Annotated in this window: 25 protein-coding genes; 11 read left to right on the top strand and 14 right to left on the bottom strand. The window is 49.3% G+C overall.

Annotated elements, in window-relative coordinates; all coding sequences use genetic code 11:
- Positions 1–66: 66 nt before the first annotated feature.
- From ENN68_03420 to ENN68_03370, 11 genes are all read right to left on the bottom strand, one after another.
- On the bottom strand, positions 67–567 hold the full coding sequence (locus ENN68_03420) for a hypothetical protein (GenBank protein HDS45134.1): 501 nt from the start codon (positions 565–567) through the stop codon (positions 67–69).
- A 74-nt stretch (positions 568–641) separates the two neighbouring features.
- A complete protein-coding gene (locus ENN68_03415) occupies positions 642–1,322 on the bottom strand; it encodes a hypothetical protein (protein ID HDS45133.1) in 681 nt (226 codons plus the stop codon).
- Positions 1,323–1,381: 59 nt separating this feature from the next.
- Complete coding sequence (locus ENN68_03410; protein HDS45132.1) at positions 1,382–2,272, bottom strand: ATP phosphoribosyltransferase; 891 nt, start codon at positions 2,270–2,272, stop codon at positions 1,382–1,384.
- 766 nt (positions 2,273–3,038) lie between these two features.
- Positions 3,039–4,298, bottom strand: coding sequence for a hypothetical protein (locus ENN68_03405; GenBank protein ID HDS45131.1), 1,260 nt, complete (start codon positions 4,296–4,298; stop codon positions 3,039–3,041).
- 97 nt (positions 4,299–4,395) lie between these two features.
- Positions 4,396–5,226, bottom strand: a complete 831-nt coding sequence (locus ENN68_03400; GenBank protein ID HDS45130.1) for a radical SAM protein — start codon at positions 5,224–5,226, stop codon at positions 4,396–4,398.
- 64 nt (positions 5,227–5,290) lie between these two features.
- On the bottom strand, positions 5,291–6,070 hold the full coding sequence (locus ENN68_03395) for a hypothetical protein (GenBank protein HDS45129.1): 780 nt from the start codon (positions 6,068–6,070) through the stop codon (positions 5,291–5,293).
- A 701-nt stretch (positions 6,071–6,771) separates the two neighbouring features.
- On the bottom strand, positions 6,772–7,602 hold the full coding sequence (locus ENN68_03390) for a radical SAM protein (GenBank protein HDS45128.1): 831 nt from the start codon (positions 7,600–7,602) through the stop codon (positions 6,772–6,774).
- A gap of 66 nt (positions 7,603–7,668) precedes the next feature.
- Positions 7,669–8,541: a hypothetical protein gene (locus tag ENN68_03385; protein ID HDS45127.1), complete on the bottom strand. Its 873-nt coding sequence runs from the start codon at positions 8,539–8,541 to the stop codon at positions 7,669–7,671.
- 33 nt (positions 8,542–8,574) lie between these two features.
- A complete protein-coding gene (locus tag ENN68_03380; GenBank protein HDS45126.1) occupies positions 8,575–9,063 on the bottom strand; it encodes a hypothetical protein in 489 nt (162 codons plus the stop codon).
- Between the two features lie 3 nt (positions 9,064–9,066).
- Entirely contained in the window at positions 9,067–9,882 is an 816-nt protein-coding gene (locus tag ENN68_03375; protein HDS45125.1) for a radical SAM protein, read from the bottom strand.
- Positions 9,864–10,958 (bottom strand): twin-arginine translocation signal domain-containing protein, encoded by a 1,095-nt coding sequence (locus ENN68_03370; GenBank protein HDS45124.1) that lies wholly within the window; start codon positions 10,956–10,958, stop codon positions 9,864–9,866. Before ENN68_03370 ends, ENN68_03375 begins: the two co-directional genes overlap by 19 nt.
- 113 nt (positions 10,959–11,071) lie before the next feature.
- Here ENN68_03370 and ENN68_03365 point away from each other — a divergent pair, with 113 nt between their 5' ends.
- The 8 genes from ENN68_03365 (at position 11,072) to ENN68_03330 (ending at position 16,416) form a co-directional block, all read left to right on the top strand.
- Positions 11,072–12,115, top strand: coding sequence for a H4MPT-linked C1 transfer pathway protein (locus ENN68_03365; protein HDS45123.1), 1,044 nt, complete (start codon positions 11,072–11,074; stop codon positions 12,113–12,115).
- Between the two features lie 44 nt (positions 12,116–12,159).
- Positions 12,160–13,359, top strand: a complete 1,200-nt coding sequence (gene priS / locus ENN68_03360; protein HDS45122.1) for a DNA primase catalytic subunit PriS — start codon at positions 12,160–12,162, stop codon at positions 13,357–13,359.
- A 61-nt stretch (positions 13,360–13,420) separates the two neighbouring features.
- On the top strand, positions 13,421–14,182 hold the full coding sequence (locus ENN68_03355) for a DNA replication complex GINS family protein (GenBank protein ID HDS45121.1): 762 nt from the start codon (positions 13,421–13,423) through the stop codon (positions 14,180–14,182).
- Positions 14,179–14,457, top strand: coding sequence for a 50S ribosomal protein L44e (locus tag ENN68_03350; GenBank protein HDS45120.1), 279 nt, complete (start codon positions 14,179–14,181; stop codon positions 14,455–14,457). The genes ENN68_03355 and ENN68_03350 overlap by 4 nt, the downstream gene beginning before the upstream one ends.
- Before the next feature lie 9 nt (positions 14,458–14,466).
- Positions 14,467–14,646, top strand: coding sequence for a 30S ribosomal protein S27e (locus ENN68_03345; protein ID HDS45119.1), 180 nt, complete (start codon positions 14,467–14,469; stop codon positions 14,644–14,646).
- Complete coding sequence (locus ENN68_03340; GenBank protein HDS45118.1) at positions 14,646–15,479, top strand: translation initiation factor IF-2 subunit alpha; 834 nt, start codon at positions 14,646–14,648, stop codon at positions 15,477–15,479. Before ENN68_03345 ends, ENN68_03340 begins: the two co-directional genes overlap by 1 nt.
- Positions 15,480–15,509: 30 nt before the next feature.
- On the top strand, positions 15,510–15,680 hold the full coding sequence (locus tag ENN68_03335) for an RNA-protein complex protein Nop10 (protein HDS45117.1): 171 nt from the start codon (positions 15,510–15,512) through the stop codon (positions 15,678–15,680).
- Entirely contained in the window at positions 15,658–16,416 is a 759-nt protein-coding gene (locus tag ENN68_03330) for a proteasome assembly chaperone family protein (protein ID HDS45116.1), read from the top strand. The genes ENN68_03335 and ENN68_03330 overlap by 23 nt, the downstream gene beginning before the upstream one ends.
- A 112-nt stretch (positions 16,417–16,528) precedes the next feature.
- On the opposite strand, the gene ENN68_03325 is transcribed toward ENN68_03330, so the two are convergent.
- The 3 genes from ENN68_03325 to ENN68_03315 all read right to left on the bottom strand — a co-directional run bounded on the left by ENN68_03325 (position 16,529) and on the right by ENN68_03315 (position 21,440).
- Positions 16,529–17,704, bottom strand: coding sequence for a DNA primase (locus tag ENN68_03325; GenBank protein ID HDS45115.1), 1,176 nt, complete (start codon positions 17,702–17,704; stop codon positions 16,529–16,531).
- A gap of 375 nt (positions 17,705–18,079) precedes the next feature.
- A complete protein-coding gene (locus ENN68_03320; protein ID HDS45114.1) occupies positions 18,080–20,176 on the bottom strand; it encodes a hypothetical protein in 2,097 nt (698 codons plus the stop codon).
- A 283-nt stretch (positions 20,177–20,459) separates the two neighbouring features.
- On the bottom strand, positions 20,460–21,440 hold the full coding sequence (locus ENN68_03315) for a hypothetical protein (GenBank protein HDS45113.1): 981 nt from the start codon (positions 21,438–21,440) through the stop codon (positions 20,460–20,462).
- A 47-nt stretch (positions 21,441–21,487) separates the two neighbouring features.
- Between ENN68_03315 and ENN68_03310 the strand changes: the two genes are divergently transcribed.
- The 3 genes from ENN68_03310 (at position 21,488) to ENN68_03300 (ending at position 24,420) form a co-directional block, all read left to right on the top strand.
- Positions 21,488–22,408, top strand: a complete 921-nt coding sequence (locus ENN68_03310) for a hypothetical protein (GenBank protein HDS45112.1) — start codon at positions 21,488–21,490, stop codon at positions 22,406–22,408.
- Complete coding sequence (locus ENN68_03305) at positions 22,395–23,708, top strand: hypothetical protein (GenBank protein HDS45111.1); 1,314 nt, start codon at positions 22,395–22,397, stop codon at positions 23,706–23,708. Before ENN68_03310 ends, ENN68_03305 begins: the two co-directional genes overlap by 14 nt.
- A 271-nt stretch (positions 23,709–23,979) precedes the next feature.
- Positions 23,980–24,420 (top strand): hypothetical protein, encoded by a 441-nt coding sequence (locus tag ENN68_03300; GenBank protein HDS45110.1) that lies wholly within the window; start codon positions 23,980–23,982, stop codon positions 24,418–24,420.
- Positions 24,421–24,423: the final 3 nt, after the last annotated feature.

The raw sequence follows: 24,423 nt of genomic DNA, 5'->3' as shown, positions 1-24,423 counted from the left end.
AGATAGATAGATAGATAGATAGATAGATAGATAGATAGATAGATAGATAGATAGATAGATAGATGATCACTCCATTCTGCCGATCCGCTGCCTGATCATCCGAACTATTTCGTCGGGATGCCGCGTGGAGAACACGAACTCGTCAAACCTGCCCTGCTTCAGCGCGAGTACCACACGAGGCGCGCCGATAATATTGAATACCAATCGCCATTTTCCGCCTACCCGGCCTATGCGAATCCCCCAACCACCGTATCTGAGACTCGTGACCTCGTCCACATAACAGCGCTCGATCAGCTCCCAGGGGATGCTTCGTTTGATAAGGCCGAAACTAACAACGACCGAACGCGGCGACAGCTTGACTACGAGCGTGCTAAACATCATCGCAAGAGCGAAAAACAGGAGCGCCATGAATAGGTAAAAGCCGTTCGGCGCCGGATTCGTGCCAAGTGGCCCTATCAGCACCTGATAGATCACCACAGCGATAAACACCGCGCTGACAAAGCCCAAAATGACCGTGAAACTCCATACCGTTATCCGCTCCTCATAGGGGGCTGCCTCGAGCTGCATCACCTATCCTGAGTTCTCATACTGCTTCGATCTATAAATATTCACCCTTCTCGCGGCCACTCAGGCCTGCACATCTACAAGGGTATCGCATCGGGGCTTTGAAAGACCGTGATGCCTTCCATCTGCTCCAATCTTCTCGTGTTCTCAATATCGAGGTCGCGGATGTGCACCTGCACCTTCCCGCCGAAGCTGATCGCGTCATACATGCAGAGCTCGATACAGTTCTTGCAGGCCGTGCACCGTAAACTGTTTATGCGCACGCGATCATCCCGGTAGATCGCATTCTGCGGGCAGTGCTCCAGCGGCGGGCAGACCTCACAAAGGCGGCACGTTTCTTGATCCAGGCTCATCGGCATCGTCGTCCCCTGAACCGTCTCGAAATCGGTTGGCACGATATAGACCGGAACGCCGCTCTTGACCGCCTGTGCCACGAGGTTGGTGATCAGCGAATCCGCGATCCCCCGCACGATCTTCGCAACCGTGTTTGCGGTGCAGGGCGTAACGATGACGAGATCGTATTCACGCTTCGCAAGCCGGCCGACGAGCGGTGAGCTATAGCCCTGCTCCCGCTCGCTGATCACGTCCTTGAATTCACGTGCAATCACCTGCTGGAGCCCGTACATTCGCGCCACTTCAGAGCCCGCGCCCGAGAAGGCGACGGTGACCTCGTGCTCGCCGCAGGCGCACTGCTGCATGAGCACGTAACTCTCCAGAAGGAGATGCCCGGCGCCGGTCACGCACCAGAGGAGGTTCATGGTCTCGGTGGTAGCAAACGAAGCGGTAAGCGTAAACGCGCGTGTCGCGCCGTGTCACATCACTTCACGATCTTCGTGATATCGATCTCAATAATATCCTCTGCACCTTTGCTCTTCAGCAGCGGGATCAAGACGTTCACCTCGTGCTTGCTCACCACCGTCTCCACCGCGTAATACCGGGTGTGATTGATCTCGGAATCGTAGAGCTGCGAGATCGTCGGCCGCTTCATCGCCGGCAGCACCTCGATCAGCTCCTTCAAACGGTCACTCGCGACGTTCATGCTGAGCAGCACCTTTCCCCGTGCCTCCAGCACACCGGCGAGTAACGTCCTGATCTCTTCCATCGCGCGCCGCTTCCTCGCATCTGCCCATGAGTCCTTGTTCGCGATCAGCTTTGTGGACGACTCTAGCAGCGTAGCGATGATCCGCCAGTTGTTCTTCCGCAGGGTCTCGCCCGTCTCCGTCAGTTCCACAATGCCGTCCATCATGTCTTTCGCTTCCGTCGCGCCATACGAGAAGAAGATCTGGACCGGTATGCCGAGCCGTTCGAAGAACTTCCGGGTGATGTTCGGATACTCGGTGCTGATCTTGCTCTGCGGCGGCAGATCTTTCGCGTCCTGGATGTCCCTGCGGTCAGCCTGCACAGCCAGGACAATATTCACGGTGCTCTCTTTCTCCGCCATCTTGCTGTACCGCATATCCGCAATCTCCACGACCTCCGCGTCTCGCTCCTCGATCCAGTCCTTGCCGGTAATGCCCATGTCGAAGTAACCTTTCTCCACGTACTCCGGTATCTCCTGCGGCCGGAGGATCTTCACCTTCTCGATCCGCGGATCCGTGATTGTCGGGTTGTACTCCCGGCTCGTCACCTTTACCTCCAGACCCGCCTGCTTGAAGAGCAGCATTGTCTGCGCTTCCAAGCTGCCCTTTGGGATCGCTATGCTGATCATATGTCTTCACTACTCTTCTCTAATTTAGAAATGAAGGTTAAAAGGGTTATCTAACTATAAAAGATTGTTTGCTTAAACACTCGCTTTTCCTTACTAACTGATTGATATTGAAATTGAGTGTAGAAGCTTCTGTTTCAATGCAGAGGTCTATGATGTGATCAATGCAGCGCTTGTTCGCTTGATTGATGGTAAACGAGAGAGAATGGCGTATCCCGTGCTCATCCAACATTTTCAAAGCATTTAATGCTTTTTTTATAGCTGTCCTTACCACGGATGAAATTATGTACTTTCTCGTCTCCATCCACGCTTACCTGTATTCCGTCATTTTTCTGAAACGTGTGGATGTATTGCGATATCAAGCCGTTCGTGCTCATCGCCAAATGGTCGTTCAATTTCTTACGATGCAGCATGACTCGATAAAATTTGGATGGAGCATGGGTTCCCTCCACTGAGGATGATTGTGCTCTCTGGCAGTGGAAAATCGGTGGTAAGGAAATCTGCGCAGATAGCTCTGAGCGGATCCAGAGGCATCACGCTACTGCCCTTGTTTAGATAGCAGTGCTTGCAGTTCAGTTGGCAGAAGTTTACAATGTGCAGGTCAGGAAGTTCTGTGGCATGGTATAATTTACCTTATTCTTTTTGCTCTCATTCTTATCCTATTACATTTACCTATGCTATTTATTTTTCTATCTAGTATCCAATAATCGTAATAATAAACATATTTGGGAAAAACAGGAAAAGGTCTTATTTTGGTTACACTGTTTCCTCATTTCATTTTTCTGAGCACCAAATACGCCACTACTAATACATCGCCAAATGCGAAGATTACTTCGAACCCTGGCGTTTTTTGCTCACCGCAAATCACGCCTGCACTCAGATGAGAGTTATATTTTATCGTATAGTAGTCTTCGGTTCCTAATAATCCTGAAAAGGAGTAACCAGTCACAATGATGTTATCCTTTGAGTCCACGGCAACACTCCAAGCCTCATCATCGCTTCCTCCATCATAGGTCGCGTTCCAGAGCTCAGAGCCACTGCTATCATATTTTATCGTATAATAGTTCATTTCTCTCAAGTAGGAGTCGCCAGTCACAATGATGTTATCCTTTGAGTCCACAGCAACACTCCAAGCCTCATCATCGCTTCCTCCATCATAGGTCGCGTTCCAGAGTTCAAAGCCTTTACTATCATATTTTATTGTATAGTAGTTCCAGTATCCTCCTAAATCGGACCTCCCACTTATGATGATGTTGTCCTTCGAGTCAACAGTTACAGTCGAAGCTGCATCATCGCTTCCTCCATCATAGGTCGCGTTCCAGAGTTCAGAGCCACTGCTATTGTATTTTATCGTATAATAATCGAAGTCTCCTCCCAAATCGGATAAGCCAGTCAAGATGATGTTATCTTTTGAATCAACAGCAACACTCCAGGCCCCATCATCGCTTCCACCATCATCGGTCATGTTCCAGAGTTCAGAGCCACTGCTATTGTATTTTATCGTATAATAGTTCAAGTTTCCAGCATCCGTAGAAGAATAGCCAGTTACAATGATGTTATCCTTTGAATCAACAGCAACACTAAAAGCCCCCTTGTCGCTTCCTCCGTCAGAGGTCACGTTCCAGAGCTCAAAGCCACTGCCATTATATTTTACCGTATGATACCCCCCGTTCCCTCCTAAATCGGATATGCCAGTTACGATGATATTATCCATTGAATCAACAGCAACACTAAAAGCCGTATCAGCAAAGCCCTCTCCATCATAGGCCATGTTCCAGAGCGCAGTGCCATTGCTATCATATTTTATCGTATAATAGTCTCGGTCTCCTCCTAAATAGGAGTGACCAGTCACGATGATGTTATCCTTTGAGTCTAAAGCAACACAATAAGCATGATCATCGCTTCCTCCATCATAGGTTGCGTTCCAGATTTCAAATGGCTTTTGTGCGTTTGCATCTATTGTTAATGCTAAACTTGCTATTATTCCAACTATCACCAATCCACATACAAACTTTATTCTTTTCATCATTTATCCTCTCCTTCTGCTTTCTTCCAATAAAAGCCAAGATCGGACGTAAAAAAAGGAGTGATAATATACTTTATCTCATCTAACAGTTTTATCGTTTTTACCACCCCAAATATTTACAGCACGTCTCAAAGGGATTGACCGGCTTGTGCTCCTTAATATTATCCCACAGTAGAACACCCTTTATCGGCTGCGGATATTTCCCGATCACGTTCTGGTGACGAGAGCAGTCCCAGTAGGTGCCATTGGGAAGAACGCTCAAACCTAATATTCTGGCTATGCATCCTCCTTCTATACAACCTTCTGGTAAATATATCCCTTTCCTTTCCGTTCGCTTCGAAACATATTTTCTCAGCTCTATCCATTCCATATACCTGATGGATTTCAAGTTGCTTTCACGTACTGGCTGATAGATATTGAAATTGAGTGTAGACGCTCCCGTTTCAACACAGAGGTCTATGATGTGGTCAGTGCAGTGCTTGTTCGCTTGATTGATGGTAAACGAGAGAGCATGGCGTATCCCATACTCATCCAGCAATTTCAGAGCCCTTACCGCTTTTTCATAGCTGCCCTTACCACGGATGAAATCATGTGCCTTCTCGTCCCCATCCACGCTCACCTGTATTCCGTCATTCTTCTGAAACGTGTGGATGTATTGCGATAGCAAAATGCCATTTGTGCTCAGTGTTATATGACCATTCAGCTTCCTCACGATACAGCATGCCTCGATAAAATTTGGATGGAGCATAGGTTCACCTCCACTGAGGATGATTGTGCTCTCTGGCAGCGGGAAATCGGTGTTAAGGAAATCTTCGCAGATAGCTCTGAGCATATCTAGAGGCATCACTCTGGTGCCCTTGTTCAGATAGCAATGCTTGCAGTTCAGTTGGCAGAAGTCTACGATGTGTAGGTCAAGAAAATTTGCTGACATAGACTATTGATATTGTATCCCCCTTTGTTCGTAGTAATCACTACTGGCTTGTTTATTTCTGGACTTATCTTTTGGGTATTGGTAACCACGAAGCTGTCTCGTTTATCTCTATTACCTCTCCTTTTATGACATCCACAGTTGCAATAACGGTCTTTTCAGGCTCTTTTAGGTATATATACACATCTACCAGTAGTTCTCTGTCAGTCTGTTTCGTGCGTTCTTCGACCTCATATTCCTTTCCCTCTATTCTCTCTTTTACCATTGGGTCGCGTAGTGCCATCACCTTTGGCGGTATCAACGATTTATACACATGGGCTTCCCATCCATCAATCATCTTGCCATTTAATTGCTGGTTCTCTGGCGTGAGATTACCGACAATTATTTCCACATGTTTATAGCCTGTTCTAGGATTCCATCCATAGCTCCACGCGCCTATTTGCATCTCCGGGATCTCTTTGAGTCGTTCTAACTCAGCGTTTAACTTCTCCACGTCCCTCCTCAGTTCCATGTCATCAATTACAAGTATCGTCCATCCATCAATAACTGTGTCATTTAATTGTCCATTCTCTGGTGTCAGTTTCCAAACAAAAATATTTACTCTCTTTTCTTCTGTTTCCACCGACCACCTGCTAATATGTATTTTAGGTTCAAGGAACAAGCGATCCATTTCAGCCTGTATCTCAGCAGGGAGTTCATTTTCAGCGTTTTCCGCTTTGTTTCCTGTTTCGTTTGGGGGTTTTACCATGAGTATAGCTGTGATACCCACAATTACTATTGCGAAAACAGTGCCGAGTGCTAACACCTTCCTTTTTCCTGCAAATGCTTTTTTCATTTTCTCTTCCATCACTCCCTATTGGTTATTTAGTCAGGACAACTAACGTTACTTACATTACAGTTTCGGTCTATCTCAAAACACGCGACGTCACCTCCCCCAATACTGCCCCCACAACTTCCTATACTTGTTATCCTCTTTACCCATACTTTCGTCTTTTCTGTGGCAGAGCCGCAGGGCATCTGCCAATCGTCTGGTTCGATGTCGAAATTGTCATACTGAAAAAATTTCCAATTATTAAAGTTCGTCACACTGCCTCCTAAGTGCTCAGCACAGATAAAATGGCAAAATGTGATAGAGTTGTTACATACACTCGCATGATGTATGGGCTTGTTCCATCCGTACTGCTCCATGTAACAATGCTCCGGACAACCGCTTTTCTCTCGCCAGTAGCATTGGCTCAATTGGGCATAGAAGCCAGAACTCTCGCCTGCCCTTGCAAATCTCATTACTGCGTTATACATACAGGGTCCACCCGGCGTAACCCAGCCTCCACTCCCGCCCTGACAGTTGGATTGCCCATTTCGATAGTTTTCGATATAGAAGTCGATGTATGGGCCAGAAACTACGCTGCAATCACTCCAATCGTTCCAGTTATTCCAATCATCCCAATAGCAATACGTCTTCTCCTTTTTATTTTTCTGCTGTTCTCTCCACTGCTCCCACCTCTTCTTATTTATTTCTTGTCTTCGTGTATCTATTGCTCTCATCTTTCACCACTCCAAATATTTACAGCACGTCTCAAAGGGATTGACGGGCTTGTGCTCCTTAATATTATCCCACAGTAGAACATCCTTTATCGGCTGCGGATATTTCCCGATCACATTCTGGTGACGAGAACAGTCCCAGTAGGTGCCATCGGGAAGAACGCTCAAACCTAATATTCTGGCTATGCATCCTCCTTCTATACAACCTTCCGGTAAATATATCTCTTCCCTTTCTGCTCGCATCTCAACGTAGTTCCTCAGCTCTATCCATTCCATATAGCCAATGGGTCTCAAGTCGCTATCACGCACAGGCTGATAGATATTGAAATTGAGTGTAGACGCTCCCGTTTCAACACAGAGGTCTATGATGCGGTCAATGCAGTGCTTGTTCGTTTGATTGATGGTAAACGAGAGAGAATGGCGTATCCCATACGCATTCAGCAATTTCAAAGCCCTTACCGCTTTTTTATAGCTGCCCTTACCACGGATGAAATCATGTGCCTTCTCGTCCCCATCCACGCTCACCTGTATTCCGTCATTCTTCTGAAACGTGTGGATGTATTGTGGTATCAAAATGCCATTTGTGCTCAGTGTTATATGGCCATTCAGCTTCCTCACGATACAGCATGCCTCGATAAAATTTGGATGGAGCATAGGTTCACCTCCACTGAGGATGATTGTGCTCTCTGGCAGTGGAAAATCAGTGGTAAGGAAATCTGCGCAGATGGCTCTGAGCATATCTCGGGGCATCACGCTATTGCCCTTGTTCAGATAGCAGTGTTTGCAATTCAATTGACAGAAGTCCACGATGTGCAGGTCAAGGAAGTTCGCAGGCATAGAAGATTGGTATTGTATTCTCCTTTGTCGTACTAATCACTACTACTGGCTTGTTTATTTCAGGACTTAGCGTCCAGGCATGGGTACCCATGAAGCTGTCTCGGTTATCTTTATTACTTTTCCTTCTTCCCAGTCCACAGTTGCAATATACGTCATCGGGGGCTCTTCCATCTCTATATAAACATCTACAAGCAATTTTTTCCCAATCAATTTTTGCCGAGCAGTAACTATACATTGTTTCCCTTCCATCTTCTCTTTCACTCTCGGATCATCTAGTGCTATGTCCATTGCTTTTGCTGATTTTTCCGTGCCTATTTTGTCTATACCCCTGTCTGATTGGCCTATTTCTGTTACTCTCCTCTCTGTTAAATTCACGTTTACACCATAGCATACGTTAGTCTCGTTAATGTGAATATAAACTCGCATCCCCTTTTCCCCGGTCTTCAAATTCTCAAAAGCGTAAACCTCCTTAATATGATATTCTAGTCCCTCTATCTTCTCTTTCACGATTTCGCTGTCAAGCGCTATTCCAATCGCTTCTTCCCTTCTTTCAATCGCCCCTTTTAAAATCACTGGTTCAATAGGTCTTTCTACTATGTCTACCACGTTTTTCTTGTCTAAATCTACCAACACATCAATCATCGTGATTTTCGTCCAATTGTCTTCCCCGGCATATATCATTACAACTGGACCTGTCCGATTCTCTTCTAACCACATCCCTGCCCCAGATATCTTGTATTCCTTACCTTTTAACATCTCCTTTACTTTTGTATCGTCGAGTGCTATTTTTATCACCTCTGCTCTTTCCTCCTCAGTTAATTTCCTTGCTGACCAATTTCCTGGTTGCTGATTTGACTTTCCCTGGAAAAAACTTGCAATTACTATCCCTACCAGCAAACATCCTATAACTAAATATGCTATAGCCATTAACTTTCTCATTTTATCACCTCCTTTATAGTAACATTTTTTATCTCATGGATGCATCGTACAGCCGCATCCATGTTTAAAAGTAATACGATCGCAGTGCTCAGGACCGCAACATTTGTAATACGCATCAAGATAACAACTTGCGCCATAACAGTTCGATTCGTTTAGCCCTGTAAAATAATCCCATCCATCATCTCCAAATACATAGTCTATGGTATGAGATTTAGAAGGTCCGCCACTACCACAATAATCAATGGTAATTGTAAGTGTCCCCCAAGGACCCATACTAGCCAAACCAGCAAGACAGTGGCATAACTCATATCTCCAATATACATCTACTCTGTTTCTATCAAAATCAGCATAGGCAGATATGAGTACATAATCACCAACTACATTCTGATTTTGACAGTCACAATGATCACTCCACTCACCCCAATAGCAATAGGTTTTCTCCCTTTCGACATTCTGCTGCGCTCTCCACCGCTCCCACCTCTTCTTATTTATTTCTTGTCTTCGATCTTCTATTGCGCTCATCTTTCACCACCTTAAATATTTGCAACACGTCTCAAACGGATTCATCATCTCCTCTGGGTTCCTTATTACCGTTCGGATCGACTGTGGATACCTGCCTATTGTTTCTTGATGCCTTGGGCAGTCCCAGTACTTCAGGTCCGGAGTGACCGCTAGCCCGTAGATACCGGCAACGCAGCCCGTCTCCACGCAAGTCACGAGCGTTTTAGTGTGCTTACTGCCCACGTATTCTTTTGCTTTCAGCCATTCAGTAAATCTCACTGTTTTGCCCAACATCTTATAAAATGATTGATAGGGCATGAAATTCATCGTCGTGCAGTCGTATCTCTGACAGAGCTCGATAACATGGTCAATGCAGTGTTTGTTCCATCTGCACAGCATGAATCCTATCGAGTGTCTGACTCCATGTTCCTTTAAACATTCCAGCGCTTTTATTGCCTTGTCATAAGACCCTTTACCACGGATTTTGTCATGTATTTCTCGATCACCGTCAATACTGACCATTATTCCATCGTTCTGCTCAAAAACGTCTATGTACTTTGGCACGAGTATCCCGTTCGTGCTCAATCTTAAGTGACCCTGAAATTCCCTAATCCTGTTGCAAAGCTGCTCGAATTTGGAATACAGCAGAGGCTCGCCATTGGTAATGATTATGCTATATCCCTTAAGAGGAAAATCGGTACTCAAGAAATCCTCACAAAGATTTATTACTGTTTCCAAAGGTATTTCGATAGATTCAGTTGTGTAATTTCGGAAATAACAGTGCTCACAGTGCAACTGGCAGTCATTCGTAACGTGCAAAGCTAAGTAGTTTTCAACCATGACTCATCGCTTCCTTTGTTCTTTATCCACTCTTTTCTCTTTATTAATTTCACATTGTCGTTTTCGTCTTCCTCCATTAGATATGTTATACTTTTGCTTTGTATAGAAAAATCACGTGTTTGTTCTACCCTAAGAGAGGAGCGCCATGCGATCCTTTTAGCAGTATTATATCTACTCTTCCACTCCTCTTCCGTGTGTGAGGGATACCGTGGGTGGAAGAATATTTTTATGAGAAAATTCGGATTTATTTTGCATAAAAATTTGCATACGTTTTCAAATGTCACAGTATCTAACCAAGGAGATAAGGAAACCAGTTGTAGACCTTCAAAGTTTTTACTAACCAATTTAAGTGCCGTTATCATATCTTCGTTATCATATCCCGCATACCATTTATACCCGCCATCAACTAAGTAAGGGTAGTATATCATAATTCCATCCAGATTCAGTTCGTTTGCTTCGTCAATAAAATTTTCATCAAGGTGAGGACCGTTTGTTGCAAGCATAACTGCATAATCAGTATTCGTTTTTATGGATTCGGTCAATTTCAGCACTTCCTCCTTTTGAAGCAATGGCTCTCCCCCTCCTATTACAACCATAGTTGACGGTGCATCGTCACCTAAATTCAGCAGAAGATAGGTTATCTGATCAATAGATTTCCTTATTGGCACCATATTTTTAAAAGTGACAAATTTCATGGGATCCTGCATGCAATTCAAAATGCATCCAAAAAGTTCAATACTAATAAAGCGTTTAAAAGGTAGTTTTCTTACCAACTCATATTTAAAATCGTAGATTACTGGATACATGAGCAATTCCCCCTCCTCTTTCAACGCTATATCGGTTATGGCAGTCAAATTAAAAGGGATACCGGCAACCGCAGCACCAACAGCGGCACTTGTTTTGACAAATCGACGCCTGGTGAGCGCACGCTTTCCGATTCCAAAATCACTTTTGTACGCTTCTTCGTCATCGTTTCCGCCATCCCCTTCCCTTTCCCCCTCCTCAAATCTTCCCTGCATTCTCTTTGCCTCCACCAATCTTGATCCCTCTGCAAAGCCTATACGTCCATGCATCATAAAAATCTTTCTATTTATATTCTTTATTGAGTAATTATTGACATAATAATATCACGATATGCGCCATTTTTATTAAGATTGCTCACATATTATATGATCGTGGGGAGGGCACTATGATGTTGGGTATAGATGTGGGGGGCGCGAATACGAAAGCAGCGACTTCCGATGGGTCGTTTGTACGGCTGATTTGTGCTCCTCTCTATAGAAACAAGGCAATGCTCCCCGGCGTGTTGGCGGATGTGAAAAGGGGATTGGAGGCAGAAGGGAACGAGATAAAAGTAGTAGGGGCAGTGATGACGGGTGAGCTATGTGGCGGTTTCAATACAAAAAGAGCCGGTGTTCTCTACATAGCAAAGGCAGTCTCCGATATTTTCGAGACCCCTCTGTTTTTCAACAATGATTGCGCTTTTAAGAGCAGTTCATCCGTGGCTAAAGGCCCTTTCTCCTTCGCAGCGACCAACTGGCTGGCGTCTGCGCAGTTCCTGTCCGAAGAATACAAAAATGCGATATTCGTTGACATCGGGAGTACCACTACCGACGTGATACCAATCGTAGGGGGAAAAATAAAAGCGAAAAGGACCGATTTTGAGCGATTAAAATCAGGAGAGTTGATATATTCAGGTGTGTTAAGAACCAGTGTTGCTGCGTTGCTTACTAGAATTGCGATAGGGGGAGTGGAATATAGATTGTCATCCGAATATTTTGCTACCACTGCCGATGTTTACATCGTGCTCGGTTATACAGGAAATGATATTTACTCCCATCAAATAACCGCTGGCTATTCCCCTTCTATTCGTGTGATTAGAGGAACGCATGAGGAGAAAGGAGAAGACCTGAGGATAAATGCGATGCGAAGGTTGGCAAGAGTTGTGTGCTGTGATCTCGAAGAGATAGGGGCGGAAGGTGCCGTTACTATCGCGAAGCAGGTGTATGAGAAACAGGTGGAGGAGTTGGTTGACTCTCTGAAGAGAGTAAAAGAAAAGTATGGGTTGGAAACAGTGGTTTCGGGAGGAATAGGGGATTTCATCGTGAAAAAAGCCGTGGAATTTTTAAGAGCCTCTTTAATACCGCTTTCTTCCAGCTACGGGGTCGATATATCTGCCGTGTTTCCGGCGTACGCCGTGGCCAAGCTGCTGGAAGCTTCTTCTTCAACTTAAGCCTCATCATTTTTCTTCCCGCGTGCTCACTGTTCTCCTAACAGATGAACGAGAAGACGAAGCACTTCGTGGCGCGCAGGTTCAAGGCGTACTATATCGCGGCCGCGGCAAAGATCAGGCCGCCACGGGAGTTCTGGCAGCGCGAGTGGGGCTTCGTGCTCTTCGATCAGCACTATCCTGATAAGATGGTGATGCGCCGGCATACTGCGCTCGCCACTGAGACCGATTTCCAGAGCTATCTCCGCGAGTACGCGCCCGCGCACGCCTATTACTCGACCGCGGTGTACAACGATCCCACGGCAGAGATGGCGAAGAAGGGCTGGCTCGGCGCTGACCTCATCTTCGATCTCGATGCTGACCATATCGTGAGCGAGGCAGACCTTTCGCACTATACCTACGAGGAACTCCTCGCGCTCGTGAAGGCAGAGACGATGAAGCTGCTCGACTTCTTAACGAACGATTTCGGATTCGCCGATACAGAACTAGAGCTGGCCTTCTCCGGCTCGCGCGGCTATCATATCCATATCGCCACCGAATCAGTAAGAGGGCTTGGCAGTCGCGAGCGGCGCGAGATCGTGGATTACGTGATGGCCACCGGGCTTGAGATCAAGAGCTTCATGGTCGCGGATACGACGGAGCAGGAACACACTGCTGAGCAGCCGCGGAAGGCCGATATGAAACTGATACCCGAAGGCTGGGGCAGACGCGTTCATGACGGATTGCTCGACTTCCTCCACGAGCTTGCCGCAATGGAGGATGAGCAAGCGCTGCAAGAGATACGCACGGTCGGCGGACTGGACCGTAAGAAGGCGCAAACAATCCTCCGCATTGCGAATGATGAGACCGTGATGCACCGAATCGAGAAGGGTCAGATTCCACAGTTCGCCAAGCCGATCTGGACCGCCTTGACCGAGACGGTGGCGAAGGTTGTCAGGGTCAAATCGGCGGATCGCGTGGACGAGCCGGTGACGGCGGACATTAAGCGGCTCATTCGCCTGCCTGGCTCGCTCCATGGCAAATCCAGTCTGCGCGCGAATCCACTGACCGTCGAGACCTTCGAGGATTTCGATCCGCTCGCCGATGCCGTCGTCTTCACCAGCAAACCGGTGGAAATTTGCCCGCTGCGTGATTCCACAATCACCCTGCGCGGTGAGCGTTATACCATTGCGAAAGCCGAAATCGAGTCCTTCCCAGAGTTCGCGGCGATCTATTTCCTCTGCCGTGGCGCTGCGGAACTCGCGTGATCACCCGCAATCGAAACTGATATGTCTACGTACCTCGTCTCTTTTACCTGTAATAGGTGGCATGGACATCGAGCAGCTCTGGGGGATCCTGCATAAGGAAAGAAGCATGGCGACACTTCAGGAATTGCCCGATGGATTCTGCGAGGACGTCGGGCGCTACATCGGGCAGTTGGCGGCTGAGAAGTGCGCGGTGGACGAGCGTCGAGCTGAACTCGTGGAGGATGAGATTCGCAACGCGCGCATGAAGGTCGAGGATATCGTGCGGCGGCGCATCGGCAAGATCGTGAAGCTCGCCAGCTCCGGCTCCAGAACTCTTCCGCGGGGAATGCTGGCCGCGGAGGAGGAGATCTTCACGGGCGTCAAACGTCACGTGGATGAGGGTAAGGAGCGCTTGTTAGCCCTGATGCTCGATCAGCGAGGAAGCGCCGCGTCAGCAGCGCAGAGCGAGCTGAAACGGTCTGTTCAGGAAAACGTACCGAAAGCGCAGCATAGCGTGCGGAAGGCCGAGAGCGGATCGAATGAAGAAGAAAAAGAGCAGCCGCAGCATCCGGGAAAGCGAGAAGAGCAGCCAAAATCGTCCTGGAACCTTTTCAGGTCCACCAAGCCCACCCCGGCCAGGGAACGCGGCGAGGAGTTGCACATCGTTCGGATCCTGGATGATCTCCCGCCCTTCATGGGGATTGACGGGAGAATTTATAAACTCAAAAGAGAAGATGTTATACTGTTGCCGAAGACCAACGCTGAGATCCTTTGCAAGCGCGGTGTTGCAGAGCGTTTCGAAGGTGAAATCGCGCCTGGTGGAGGTGAGCACGACGAAAAATGAAAATGCCAAAGCAAATGCGGATCTACTGCCCGTTCTGCGACAAGCATACCGTTCACAGCGTGGAGAAGGTAAAGAAGGGACGTGCCTCTTCACTCAACTGGATCGTCCGCCAGAAGAAGCGCAGATCCGGTATTGGGAATATGGGTAAGTTCTCAAAGGTTCCCGGCGGCGATAAACCGACCAAGAAGGTCTTCCTCAGGTACCGCTGCTCAGAGTGTAAGAAAGCGCATCAACGGAGCGGCTTTCGCGTTGCTAAGCTTGAATTGGTGGAGTGAGTGGTCAAGATGGAGAAGCGAACAAAGAGCAAATTCCTGCGGGTTAAGTGTAACGACTGCGAGCATGAGCAGATCGTCTTTGATCATGCCGCGACGCGGGTGAAATGCGACGTCTGTGGCAGCACCCTGGTTGAGCCGGCAGGCGGCAAGGCGGAGATCAAAGGCAAGATCATCGAGGTCTTTACGTAATGGTACGTGACGAGTGGCCGGAGAAGGGTGACTTGGTCATTTGCACCGTGCAGCAGCTCGAGAGTTTTGGCGCCTTTGTCACCCTCGATGAGTACGGCAACAAAGAAGGGCTCATCCACATCGGTCAGGTTTCCTCCGGCTGGGTGAAGCATCTCCGGGATCATGTGCGAGAAGGGCAGAAGATCGTCTGCAAAGTACTCTTTGTGGATACGCGGCGCGGGCACATTGATCTCTCCTTAAAGGCGGTCAAAGACGCGCAGAAGCGGGAGCGGATAAAGGAGTGGAAGAACGAGAAGAAAGCCAAGAAGTGGCTTACCCTTGCGCTTACCACGCCCACCGCGGCCGTTAAAGCAGGAAAGGAGGAGCGGGAGGCGATCGAGGTAACGCTTCTGGATGCCTATGGCAGCTTGTACGACGCCTTTGAGGATGTCGTCCGCGAGGGTAAAAGCGTCCTCATCGAGCTCGGCATCGCCCCGGAGTATGTCGATGCGATCGATGAAGTCGCCCATGCGAACGTGAAACTACCCTCTGTTCAGATCAGCGGCTATCTTGAGCTCAAGTCACCATTACCGAACGGAGTGGAAGTGATCAAGGAAGCGTTGCTCACGGCTGAGGCGCTGATCAGGGCGCAGTTATCGGCAAAAGCTCCGGATGAGACCACTGAGGGCACCAGCGTTGAATGCTTCTACATTGGCGCCCCCCGGTACAGGATTCGGGTCACGGCGCCGAATTACAAGGAGGCAGAGAGCATCTTGAGCGAGGCGGCCACGACTGCTATCTCTTTTGTCAAGCAGCAGGGGGGGTCTGGTAAGTTCTTCCGCAACCTCACATAGCATACGCAGAGAAAAGAGGTAAAGCTTTTAATGGCCTCAAGAATAAGGAGATGTGCGGTGTGTGGCGAATATACCTTGCAGGAGGTCTGCCCGAAGTGTGGCAGTGGGACGAATCGAGCGAAACCTCCGCGGTTCTCGCCTCAAGATCCTTATGGCAAATACAGGCGGATGATGAAATATGGACGAGATAGAGCTACATGAGCTGAAAGAGGTAAAATTGAACGAGCCGGTGATGCTCGAAGGGCTTCCTGGCGTCGGTAACGTGGGTAAATTGGTCGCTGAGCATATCATTCACGAACTCAAGGCCGAGAAGATTCTCGAGCTCTACTCCTGGCATTTCCCGCCTCAGGTACTGGTCGAGAGCGATGGGACCGTTCGTTTGTGTAAGAATGAGCTCTATGCCTGCCACTCGAAGGAGCACGACCTGTTGATCCTCACCGGTGATCAACAGAGCGTTACTAACGAGGGGCATTATCTCATTGCAGAGACGCTGCTCGATATCGCAGAGCGGTTTGGGGTCTCCCGGATTTATACGCTCGGCGGCTACGGTATCGGGCACCTCGTGGAGCGGCAGAAGGTGCTGGGCGCTGCGAATACCGTTGCGCTCGTCGAGGAGATGAAGCAGTACGGCGTCGAGTTCAGGGAGGAAGAGCCCGGTGGTAGTATCGTCGGCGCCTCCGGTCTCCTGCTCGGGCTCGGTAAATTGCGCGAGATCCCCGCAGTCTGCTTGTTGGGTCTCACGTCTGGCTATCTCGTTGATCCGAAGAGCGCGCAGGCTGTCCTTGACATACTGGTGCGTGCGCTGCATCTTGAGCTGGACACGCAGGCCTTGAAAGATCGTGCCGAGGAGATGGAAAAGGTCGTCGATCGCTTGAAAGAGATGGAGCAAGCGCAGATGCCACGGGTGCGCGAGGAAGAGCTCGGCTACATCCGCTAACTGCTCTCTGCTCGGTGCACTTACTGTAACGGTCCGTAGAGCGGGAGAAAGGAGAAAGAAAGAAACCGGGGTGCTCTGCCCGCGGTCCTGACTGGCTGCGGATTTTATCGCTCTAGGCGGATTCTGAGGTGATCACCTTCAGGGACGTCGGCATTTTGACCACATCGCCGATCTTGAGGCCCACCACGTACTCCAGTTCCTTCTCCTTCGCGATATCTACTATCCGCTGCGTGATCACGCCGTCGAAGACCACGCTGTTCGTATCATCGCTCGTCTCCTTCAATTCCTTCGCGAGATCTCGTACCGTGGTCTCCTTGAGCACGTTCTTGTCCTTATCCAAAAGTCGAGCCTTAAAGGTGCCTTCAAGCTCGTCGAGATGTGATTGGAACGGGTTTGGCAGCTTTTCGCGCTCCTCTTTCAGCTCTTTCGGGCGCTTTCGCGGAATGACGCGCTGTGCCTCCCGTTCCGACTCCTTCTTACCGTACTCCTGCTGCTCGACCGGCGTTTTGTTGTGCAGGGCTTTCGTTATCTCCTTGTAGCTCATGTCCTCGACGCTTCGCCCCTCGGGCGTTGCGGCGATATAATCCACGTCAGCGACCTGTAAAAGCTCCTTCAAGATGAGGTCGCCGCCGCGATCACCGTCAACGAATGCGGTCACGGTCTTTCGCTTGCTCAACTTCGCGATCACCGGCGAGATGTTCGTGCCTTCCACCGCTATGGTGTTCTTGATCCCGTATTTCAGCAGATTCAGAACGTCCGCTCGCCCTTCTACAATAAGAATAGCATCTGAGCTTTCCACATTCGGGCCCGCCGGCAATCCCTTGTAGTTCGTGATCTCCTCCATTCGTACGGCCTGCTTCACCTCGCTCACCATCAATTCGCTCTCAATACCCTTCTCGACCGCCTCGTGCAGGAGCTGCTTCGCGCGCTCCGTTATTCTCTTCCGCTTCGTTGCTCGAATGTCCTCGATCTTCTGTACGGCCACCTTCGCTATACACGGCCCGACACGATCGATCGTCTCCAGAGACGCAGCCAGAATCGCGGTCTCCACTTTATCGAGACCTGAAGGGATGAGGATCTCGCCACTGGACTTTCCACCTTTCGACTCCACATTCACCTCGATGCGCCCGATTCGGCTGCTCTTCTGCAGGTCACGCAGATCCAGCTCTTCACCTAATAAACCTTCCGTTTGACCAAATATTGCACCCACCACATCGGATTTCTCCACGAAACCCTCCGCTGTGATGTTAGCATGAATGACGTATTTCGTGGTATCTACATCATGCATTTTAGGCTCCTCCTTTGAAGTATCATCTATCTCCGTGAGTCTTTGACGTTGCCATCGCTCTTTCTTTTCTGGCAATCGGATTCTACTCACTATATATTCTTATCTCTGATAAATAATAAATCTTGGATAACACCTCAAACGCGGGTAAATAATCGATTTGACACCAATTCGGCCAGTTACGAACCGGTAACGAACGCCGGGCTCATCCTGATTTTTGTTTATCGTGCTTTTGCCGTCTCGTAGACACCCTCAGAGGCGACCACGAGGGGAAGCAGTGAGCGAGCGAGCGGCATACGGATTACCCCGTTGCCATCACCGTCCGAGCGTTCTCCTTTGTCAGCACGTCTTCGACGCGCCATGCCGCGATGGGCGCAGCTACCCACTGACCAGTAACTCCCCCGCCTCTCGCTCATACACGTCCCGCAGATAAGCCGTCGTTCCCCTGATGATCCGGGTGATCGCATAGATGAAAAAAATGGCGTACAAACTGCACGCAATGAAGAACAAAAGGAGAATAGAGCTCAGCTCGCTTTGCAAACGATCGAGATCCCCCGCTGTTTGCGTGTACAAAAACCGCTCGCCTGCTACCGTATATTTCTCGGACGCTTCAGCCAGATAACGCTCTGCGGTTTCATAGCTCGCTACAAACGTATCGTAGTTATACGGATTTACCAGAAGATACCAATCCCCAATTCTGGCCAGGTCGTTCTCTTTGCTCGTTGCTATGCTCGTTTCCACTCTAATGCGAAGATCGGTCGCATCACTCACCAGATCATCGTGCTTGTCCATGAGCAACGAGCTTTCATAAACGTTCGCCAGTCGCTTCTCTCTATCGTTGAGCAGCCCGTAAAGTACAGCCGCATATTGATACGAAAGCGCAGCATCGAGCACGTTTTCTTCATCGGTTAAACCTCCGATGTCATCGGTTGCCAGTGCATGCTCCACGGCTTTCTTTAAGGTCCACCCCCGCAATTCGAGCAGCTTCGCTTCATCACGCAACACCTCCTCGGTCGTCTTGCCCGCATCCGCTGCAAGAGTCGTTGCATAACCCGCTAGAGCTGCGTTGTTCAGATTTGAGTTCGATTCTATCGTAGCTGTTGCGACCGATGCTGCTGATAAGCTCTCCAGCGCGCTTCTATAGTTCGCCGCTTCGGTGAATACAATACCACTATTTAACGACGAGAGTAGCGAGAGCGTTCCTGTCATCAAAACGGGTATTTTACTCCAGTCCTCCGCACTTATCTCGTGGCGCTCCACATCCTCAAGCAGCTCTATCCCCTGTGCTATGATCGATTCAGAAGACGGATAAGCGAGATAGAGGGGGGTTCCGCGGAATGACTGAAGTCCTTCTATTATCTTGGTGGTATTGATTGGAACGATCTTTGCCGTTACCGCTATACGCTTTGCTGCGATCTCGTACGCACCGACACTATACGTCCATGCATAGTCCTCGGGCACAGCCTCTAATCCCGGCTCTATCGTGATGGTAACGGTTCTTGATTCACCGGGCGGGATTTCCAGGAAATCCAGCTCTTCTGTTAGCCAGTTCCCGTATGCACCGGTCTTCGAAAAGCGCACATTCCGCACCGGTTTGTAAAGATAGGTCTCGGTTAACGTGATGCTCGTGCTTTTCTGTCCATACCCACGCTCCTGTAACTCGATGGATCCGAAATCAATGGCGGTCGGTGTGATCGTGAAGTCAACAGGCCATGTTATCACTATGGTGATCTCTGCTGTTCCACGACCAGCAGCTCCCGCGTCTACGTACACGCGCCCCCGGTAGGTCCCTTCTGGGGCATCATACGGTGCACTAACACGGAGTCGAATGTTCTTACTGCTCTTTCCCGCTACCTCGTTCGGGGACTCGACGATGGTGATACTGATCCCGCCGCGGGGGGATTCTGTAATACTGCTGCTCACCCGCATGGTCTCGTCACCCTCATTTCGCACGCGTACATAGATATCCCGCTCGTATCTCGAAACAGTTCCCTTTGGCTTATCAAACGCTAGTGCCAGCTCTTCATCGTACAGTGTGCCAAGCCTCGCGGGCAATAGCATATACACCTTGAGGTAGATCGAGCTCGGACTTATGGTCGTATGGCGGGTGGGGGTAGACAGGGCGAAGGTCCATGAATAGTCGTTCCGAACCAGCGTTCCCGGTGTGAGCTGAAAGGTGACGTCAGCATATCCATCTTTTGGGACCGTTATGTTCGAAGGGCCTGTCACCGTCACCCAGTCATTTCCGCTCCGAACGAGGTTTACCGGAACGTCTTTGTACCCATAGAGTTCACGGAATCGAACGATCTCCACGGGTTTTTGGGTAGGACTAACCCGCCCAAAATCGATTGACGCGGGAGTAACTTCGATCCGCGCAGAGTAGGTTACTGTTATCCTGACGGTGACTTTTTTCCCCCCGATATCCAGTGTAACTGTGTGCGTCTCATCTTCACCAGATGGTGATGGTAATGCCACAATGGTGAACCGAACGGTGGTGGTTGAATCAGCATCACAGGTAAAAGACGAAGGCCCGGTGATGGTTATACGGGACGGTGGCGTAGGAGAGATATCTATAGTGCCACTTACTGTTGTATTTTCGTAATTAGTAATGGTTAAAGACAGCGTTGCAGTATTATCTGCGAACTGACCGAATGATAAGCCTACATCTCTATGAGTAGGACTCACTGCTATGTCTAAAGCACTGACTGGCTGCAGCAATAGCAACAAAAAGGTGCACGAAAAAGCCACCATTGTTGTCTTAATCAATAAGCGCTTCACCCAACCTCGTATCATGCACATCACCATCCCACCGTTCAAAATTACGCCATAAAAATACGGTGAATAAGGAGAGAATAAGAAGATATAGTGCTACACCTTTAAGTGTCTCGAGCATCAACCGCTGATAAACTGTTCTTATCTCCGATTCAATACCGCCAAGATTCTCCAGCTCCCTATCCCGGTGTTTCTCATAGAGTGTCTGCGCTTGCTCCAATGAATCCTTCGCCTTCAGTATCTCGATGAACGCAGCACCAAAGAAACCGGACGAAGGACTTTGTGCAAGGGCAAGATGCGACCGCGATGCATCGAGGTAGCCTGCAGCTCGCTCCATGTCGCGTTTGTATATCCATTCGTCTCTCCGTGACTCAAACTCCATCCTGCTCGCATCGCTTAGGGTATACACGCCGCCCTTTCTATATGCGCTCGCGCTGAGCTGTTCATACTCGATCTTCACCCGTGTCTCTTCTTCGATCCTTGAAAGCGCCTCAAAGAATTCCCCTTCGCCGCGATAAAAGCGCTCCAGCGCGAGCGCTGCAAGCAGGGATATCTCATATTCTTTTGCGCTTTCGTAACGGTCAAGCATGCTGATGGACGAATTTACTCGTTCCGCGAGCACAAGTGCAGCCCGGTGGTCTGACGGCTCTGCGCTTTTACTTGACTCGGTGAGCTCTTCAAAGTCCTCAATAATGCCGAGGAGGAGCTCCACCCACTCCCGGGTAATGGCTGTCACCGCCGCGCCTTCCATGCCCTGGAGCACCGCCTGGGTCTGGGTCTTTGCCAGATACAGCTCTTCATAAGCACTAAAAACGCCTGCGTCCGCATCCACTGCCAGGAGCTCTGCGAGCAGCTCTCGCTTCAGCGCGTCTGAGCCGGCTGCAGGTGTTGTGGTAAAAACGAGCACGGGGAAGGGAATCAGAATTAGTGCCAGGGTCAGCAAAATAACTACACGATGCGCATCCATCAATAAGTATAAAGGCGTAAAGTGCTATAAATGTTTAAAAAGACGTTATGACCATTCTCTTTATCGGGTTAGGGCCCGCCGGGGCGGCCATTCGTGATGCTTTGCTGGATTATAGAGCGGTGAAACGAGCCCGACCCCTGGTGCTCACGGCCGACCCGGAGAACGGTAATCGAACAGTAGAGGCCCTGAAGACCGTGAAGGGCATTGATTTCGCACTCCTCTTTTCCAGCCTCGGGGGGAGCGACCAGACGTCTCGTATCGCAGAGTTCTTGACCGGGCTCAACATACCGTGCTTTCTCGTGGGCATTGTCCCCGCGAAGCGGCGAGAAAAAAGCGAGAAATTAGCAGCCGCGTATCAATCGCTGGAACAGCTCGAAAAGCACGTGCGTACTGTTCTCATCGTTGATAATGAGCGGATTGCACACCTGCCAAATTACGAAGACTTCTACCCGGGCTACAACCGGTATATCGCCTCCTGCATCGCGGATCTCCTCGCAGGAATAGCAGCGCCGGGATCCGCTTCCGCATCAGAAAGCAGTTCAGCTTTGCAGTTGAGCGAGATGCCCAAGCTGTTATCATTTGATGATGAACCCGGCTATGTGGCCTTGTCACGAGCCTCGGAGCTGACCAAAGGGTTATGGGGCTATATCATCCCCGTTCTACGCCACAAACCGCTGGATCTCAGAACACTGCTTCGCGTCTCCCTCGAGAAGTTCAGCGTTTCTGATATGCCGTTAGGCTGCGAGAAGTGCCTGTCCATCCTGCAGGTCCCTGACTATTTTCTCAGCAGCCGGAGTGTGGATCGTGAGCAGGTAGAGGAAGTCCTGCAAACGCATGCGAAGGAGTATCGCCTGGCGGTATTTCCGGCAAAACGGAACATAGCTTCGATAACCAATTTATTCACCTTTAAGTTTGAGCAACTGGAACGATTACGCGAGATAAGGAGGCTTGCGCATGAGACGGTATAGGCTTATCGCTCCACTTGTATTTCTGGTATTAATTGCGCTCGGTATCTTCATTCTTTTCAATACCGGCTCTGATTTTGCTATAACAATTATACTCCTGTTCATCCCCGTAATGATTGCAGTCTCCTTTCTGGTACGATACCTCGTTACGGTACGCAAGAGAGGCATAACTGAGCGTGTAATGGAGCGCGATGTCATGCGAATCGCCGATCGCTATGGGGAAGAGCGGCGTATATTGTACGATTTTGAGCATAAATACGGGATAAGTAGCAGAGAATTCATGGAAGAGTTGGTTAAGGTAAAAGAAGCTCTGCTTGAGCTGGGATGCGAAGTGAACGGAAGAACAAAGATAGACCGCGTTAAGCTCAGAAAAGTCGTTTTCGCCGATATAGAATGGGTGAAAAAACTCTTCGAGGGTATAAAAGATCGGCACGAGGTGGTGCTGTATTCCCGCATGATGGATAAATGCTCGGAATACCTGAAACATCTAAAAGAGCTTGAAGCTGCAGGCTATCTGAATCTTCACGGTCAGATAGAGCGGCTGGAGTCAAAGCTGCGGCCCGGGGACCGTATCATCGTGGATTCGCTCGAGCTCTCTTTATTTATGAATGACGTTGGCTCGACCGTGGAAGAAGCGCTTCAAATCGCTCTGCAGGACGCACACCGCCTGGAGGCGGTAGGGCGAGAGATAGCAAAGGTGGACACCACCCGGATCAGAACGGATATCAAAATCGTCGAACACAGCATAGAGCATGGGAACTACGAAAATGCAGCACGAGTATTGAAAAGCATGATTGAGCGACTGATAGTTCTCTTGCAAGACGCGTTTGATCAGTACAAGGCAGAGGTTCTTGATCTGACGATCGCCGTTTCTGAGCTGCTCGATACGAGCGAAGATAAAGCGGAGTTGGATGCACTAAAAAGGGGCATAGAGGCCTGCATGTCCCCGTCGGAGATCGCAAAGCTGCGCGAGTATGGTGACGCGCTCATACGAAAATCTGTTGCCACGCTGGGGACGGTGTATCACCGGATTTTTGAGCTGGAGGCGGAAATAGCGGAAGCAAATCCCACAACAGAGGTCTACCCGGTGGAATATTGGTCCAAAAATAAGATGGACGAGGTTGAAGAGCTCAAATGGGGATCAACAACAGAGGTAAAAAGTTTCATTCGTCGATACCGGCTTTTAGCCGCCGATGCGTATTCTCGTCTGCTCTATGATGCTGAACGGCTGAAGCGTATCAAGGAAGAACCACATAGCGCTCCTTCTTACAAAACAACAGAAGACGATCCCCCCGGGGAATAGTTCTGTTCTCGTGCCCCGCCGCGTCGGCAAGACGGAACACCACTCTCTGCGGCGCTCCTCAAAGCAGCCTCCGTTCAGCTCGGGCAGCAGGCCCGCTGCAAAACCGGACGCCAAAATACGAACAAGTGGGGCAAGCCGCTCGTATGCGGGCAGAACGTGGAAAGCGGGAAGAGCTTTAAAGCGTGTCAAACGCGCGGATGATCCCGGGCTCCGGTGGGTGGTACATTAAAATACTCATACGCGCTATAGTAAAAGGGAAGAGGGATTGGATATGGACCCTACGAGCATAGGCATCCTGATTGTTGTTTTATTGCTCATCGTCGAGGTAGTGGTGATGCTTTTGAAGCTCAAGGTGGACAAAATGCTGCTGCTCATACCGCTCATCGGTGTTGTCTTCGCAGTTATCTCCTTTGCGTTGAACGAGTACCGGGATCAGGCTCTTGCTTCGCTATCCGGCTATGCGTCGAATATCGTGATTTATAGCATATTAGCGGTGGGCGTTATCTTTGGCTTATTCGGCGTTGCTGTATGGTTCAAAGGCGAGAAGGAGGCAAGAAAGCTCAGCTCGGCTGCGAAGAGCATTGATAGCGCGGTCGCGGGGATTGAAAGTGACATACGGGGGAGCGGGATGGAGATAGAGCATTTCGAGGAGGAGATGGGCTCCATCAAAGCAAAAGTGGAAGAATACGAAAAGAAAGAGAAGGGGGTATGAGCA

The sequence above is a fragment of the Methanomicrobia archaeon genome, assembly GCA_011049045.1.
GTDB lineage: Archaea > Halobacteriota > Syntropharchaeia > Alkanophagales > Methanospirareceae > JACGMN01.
This window is presented reverse-complemented; position numbering and strand designations above follow the sequence as displayed.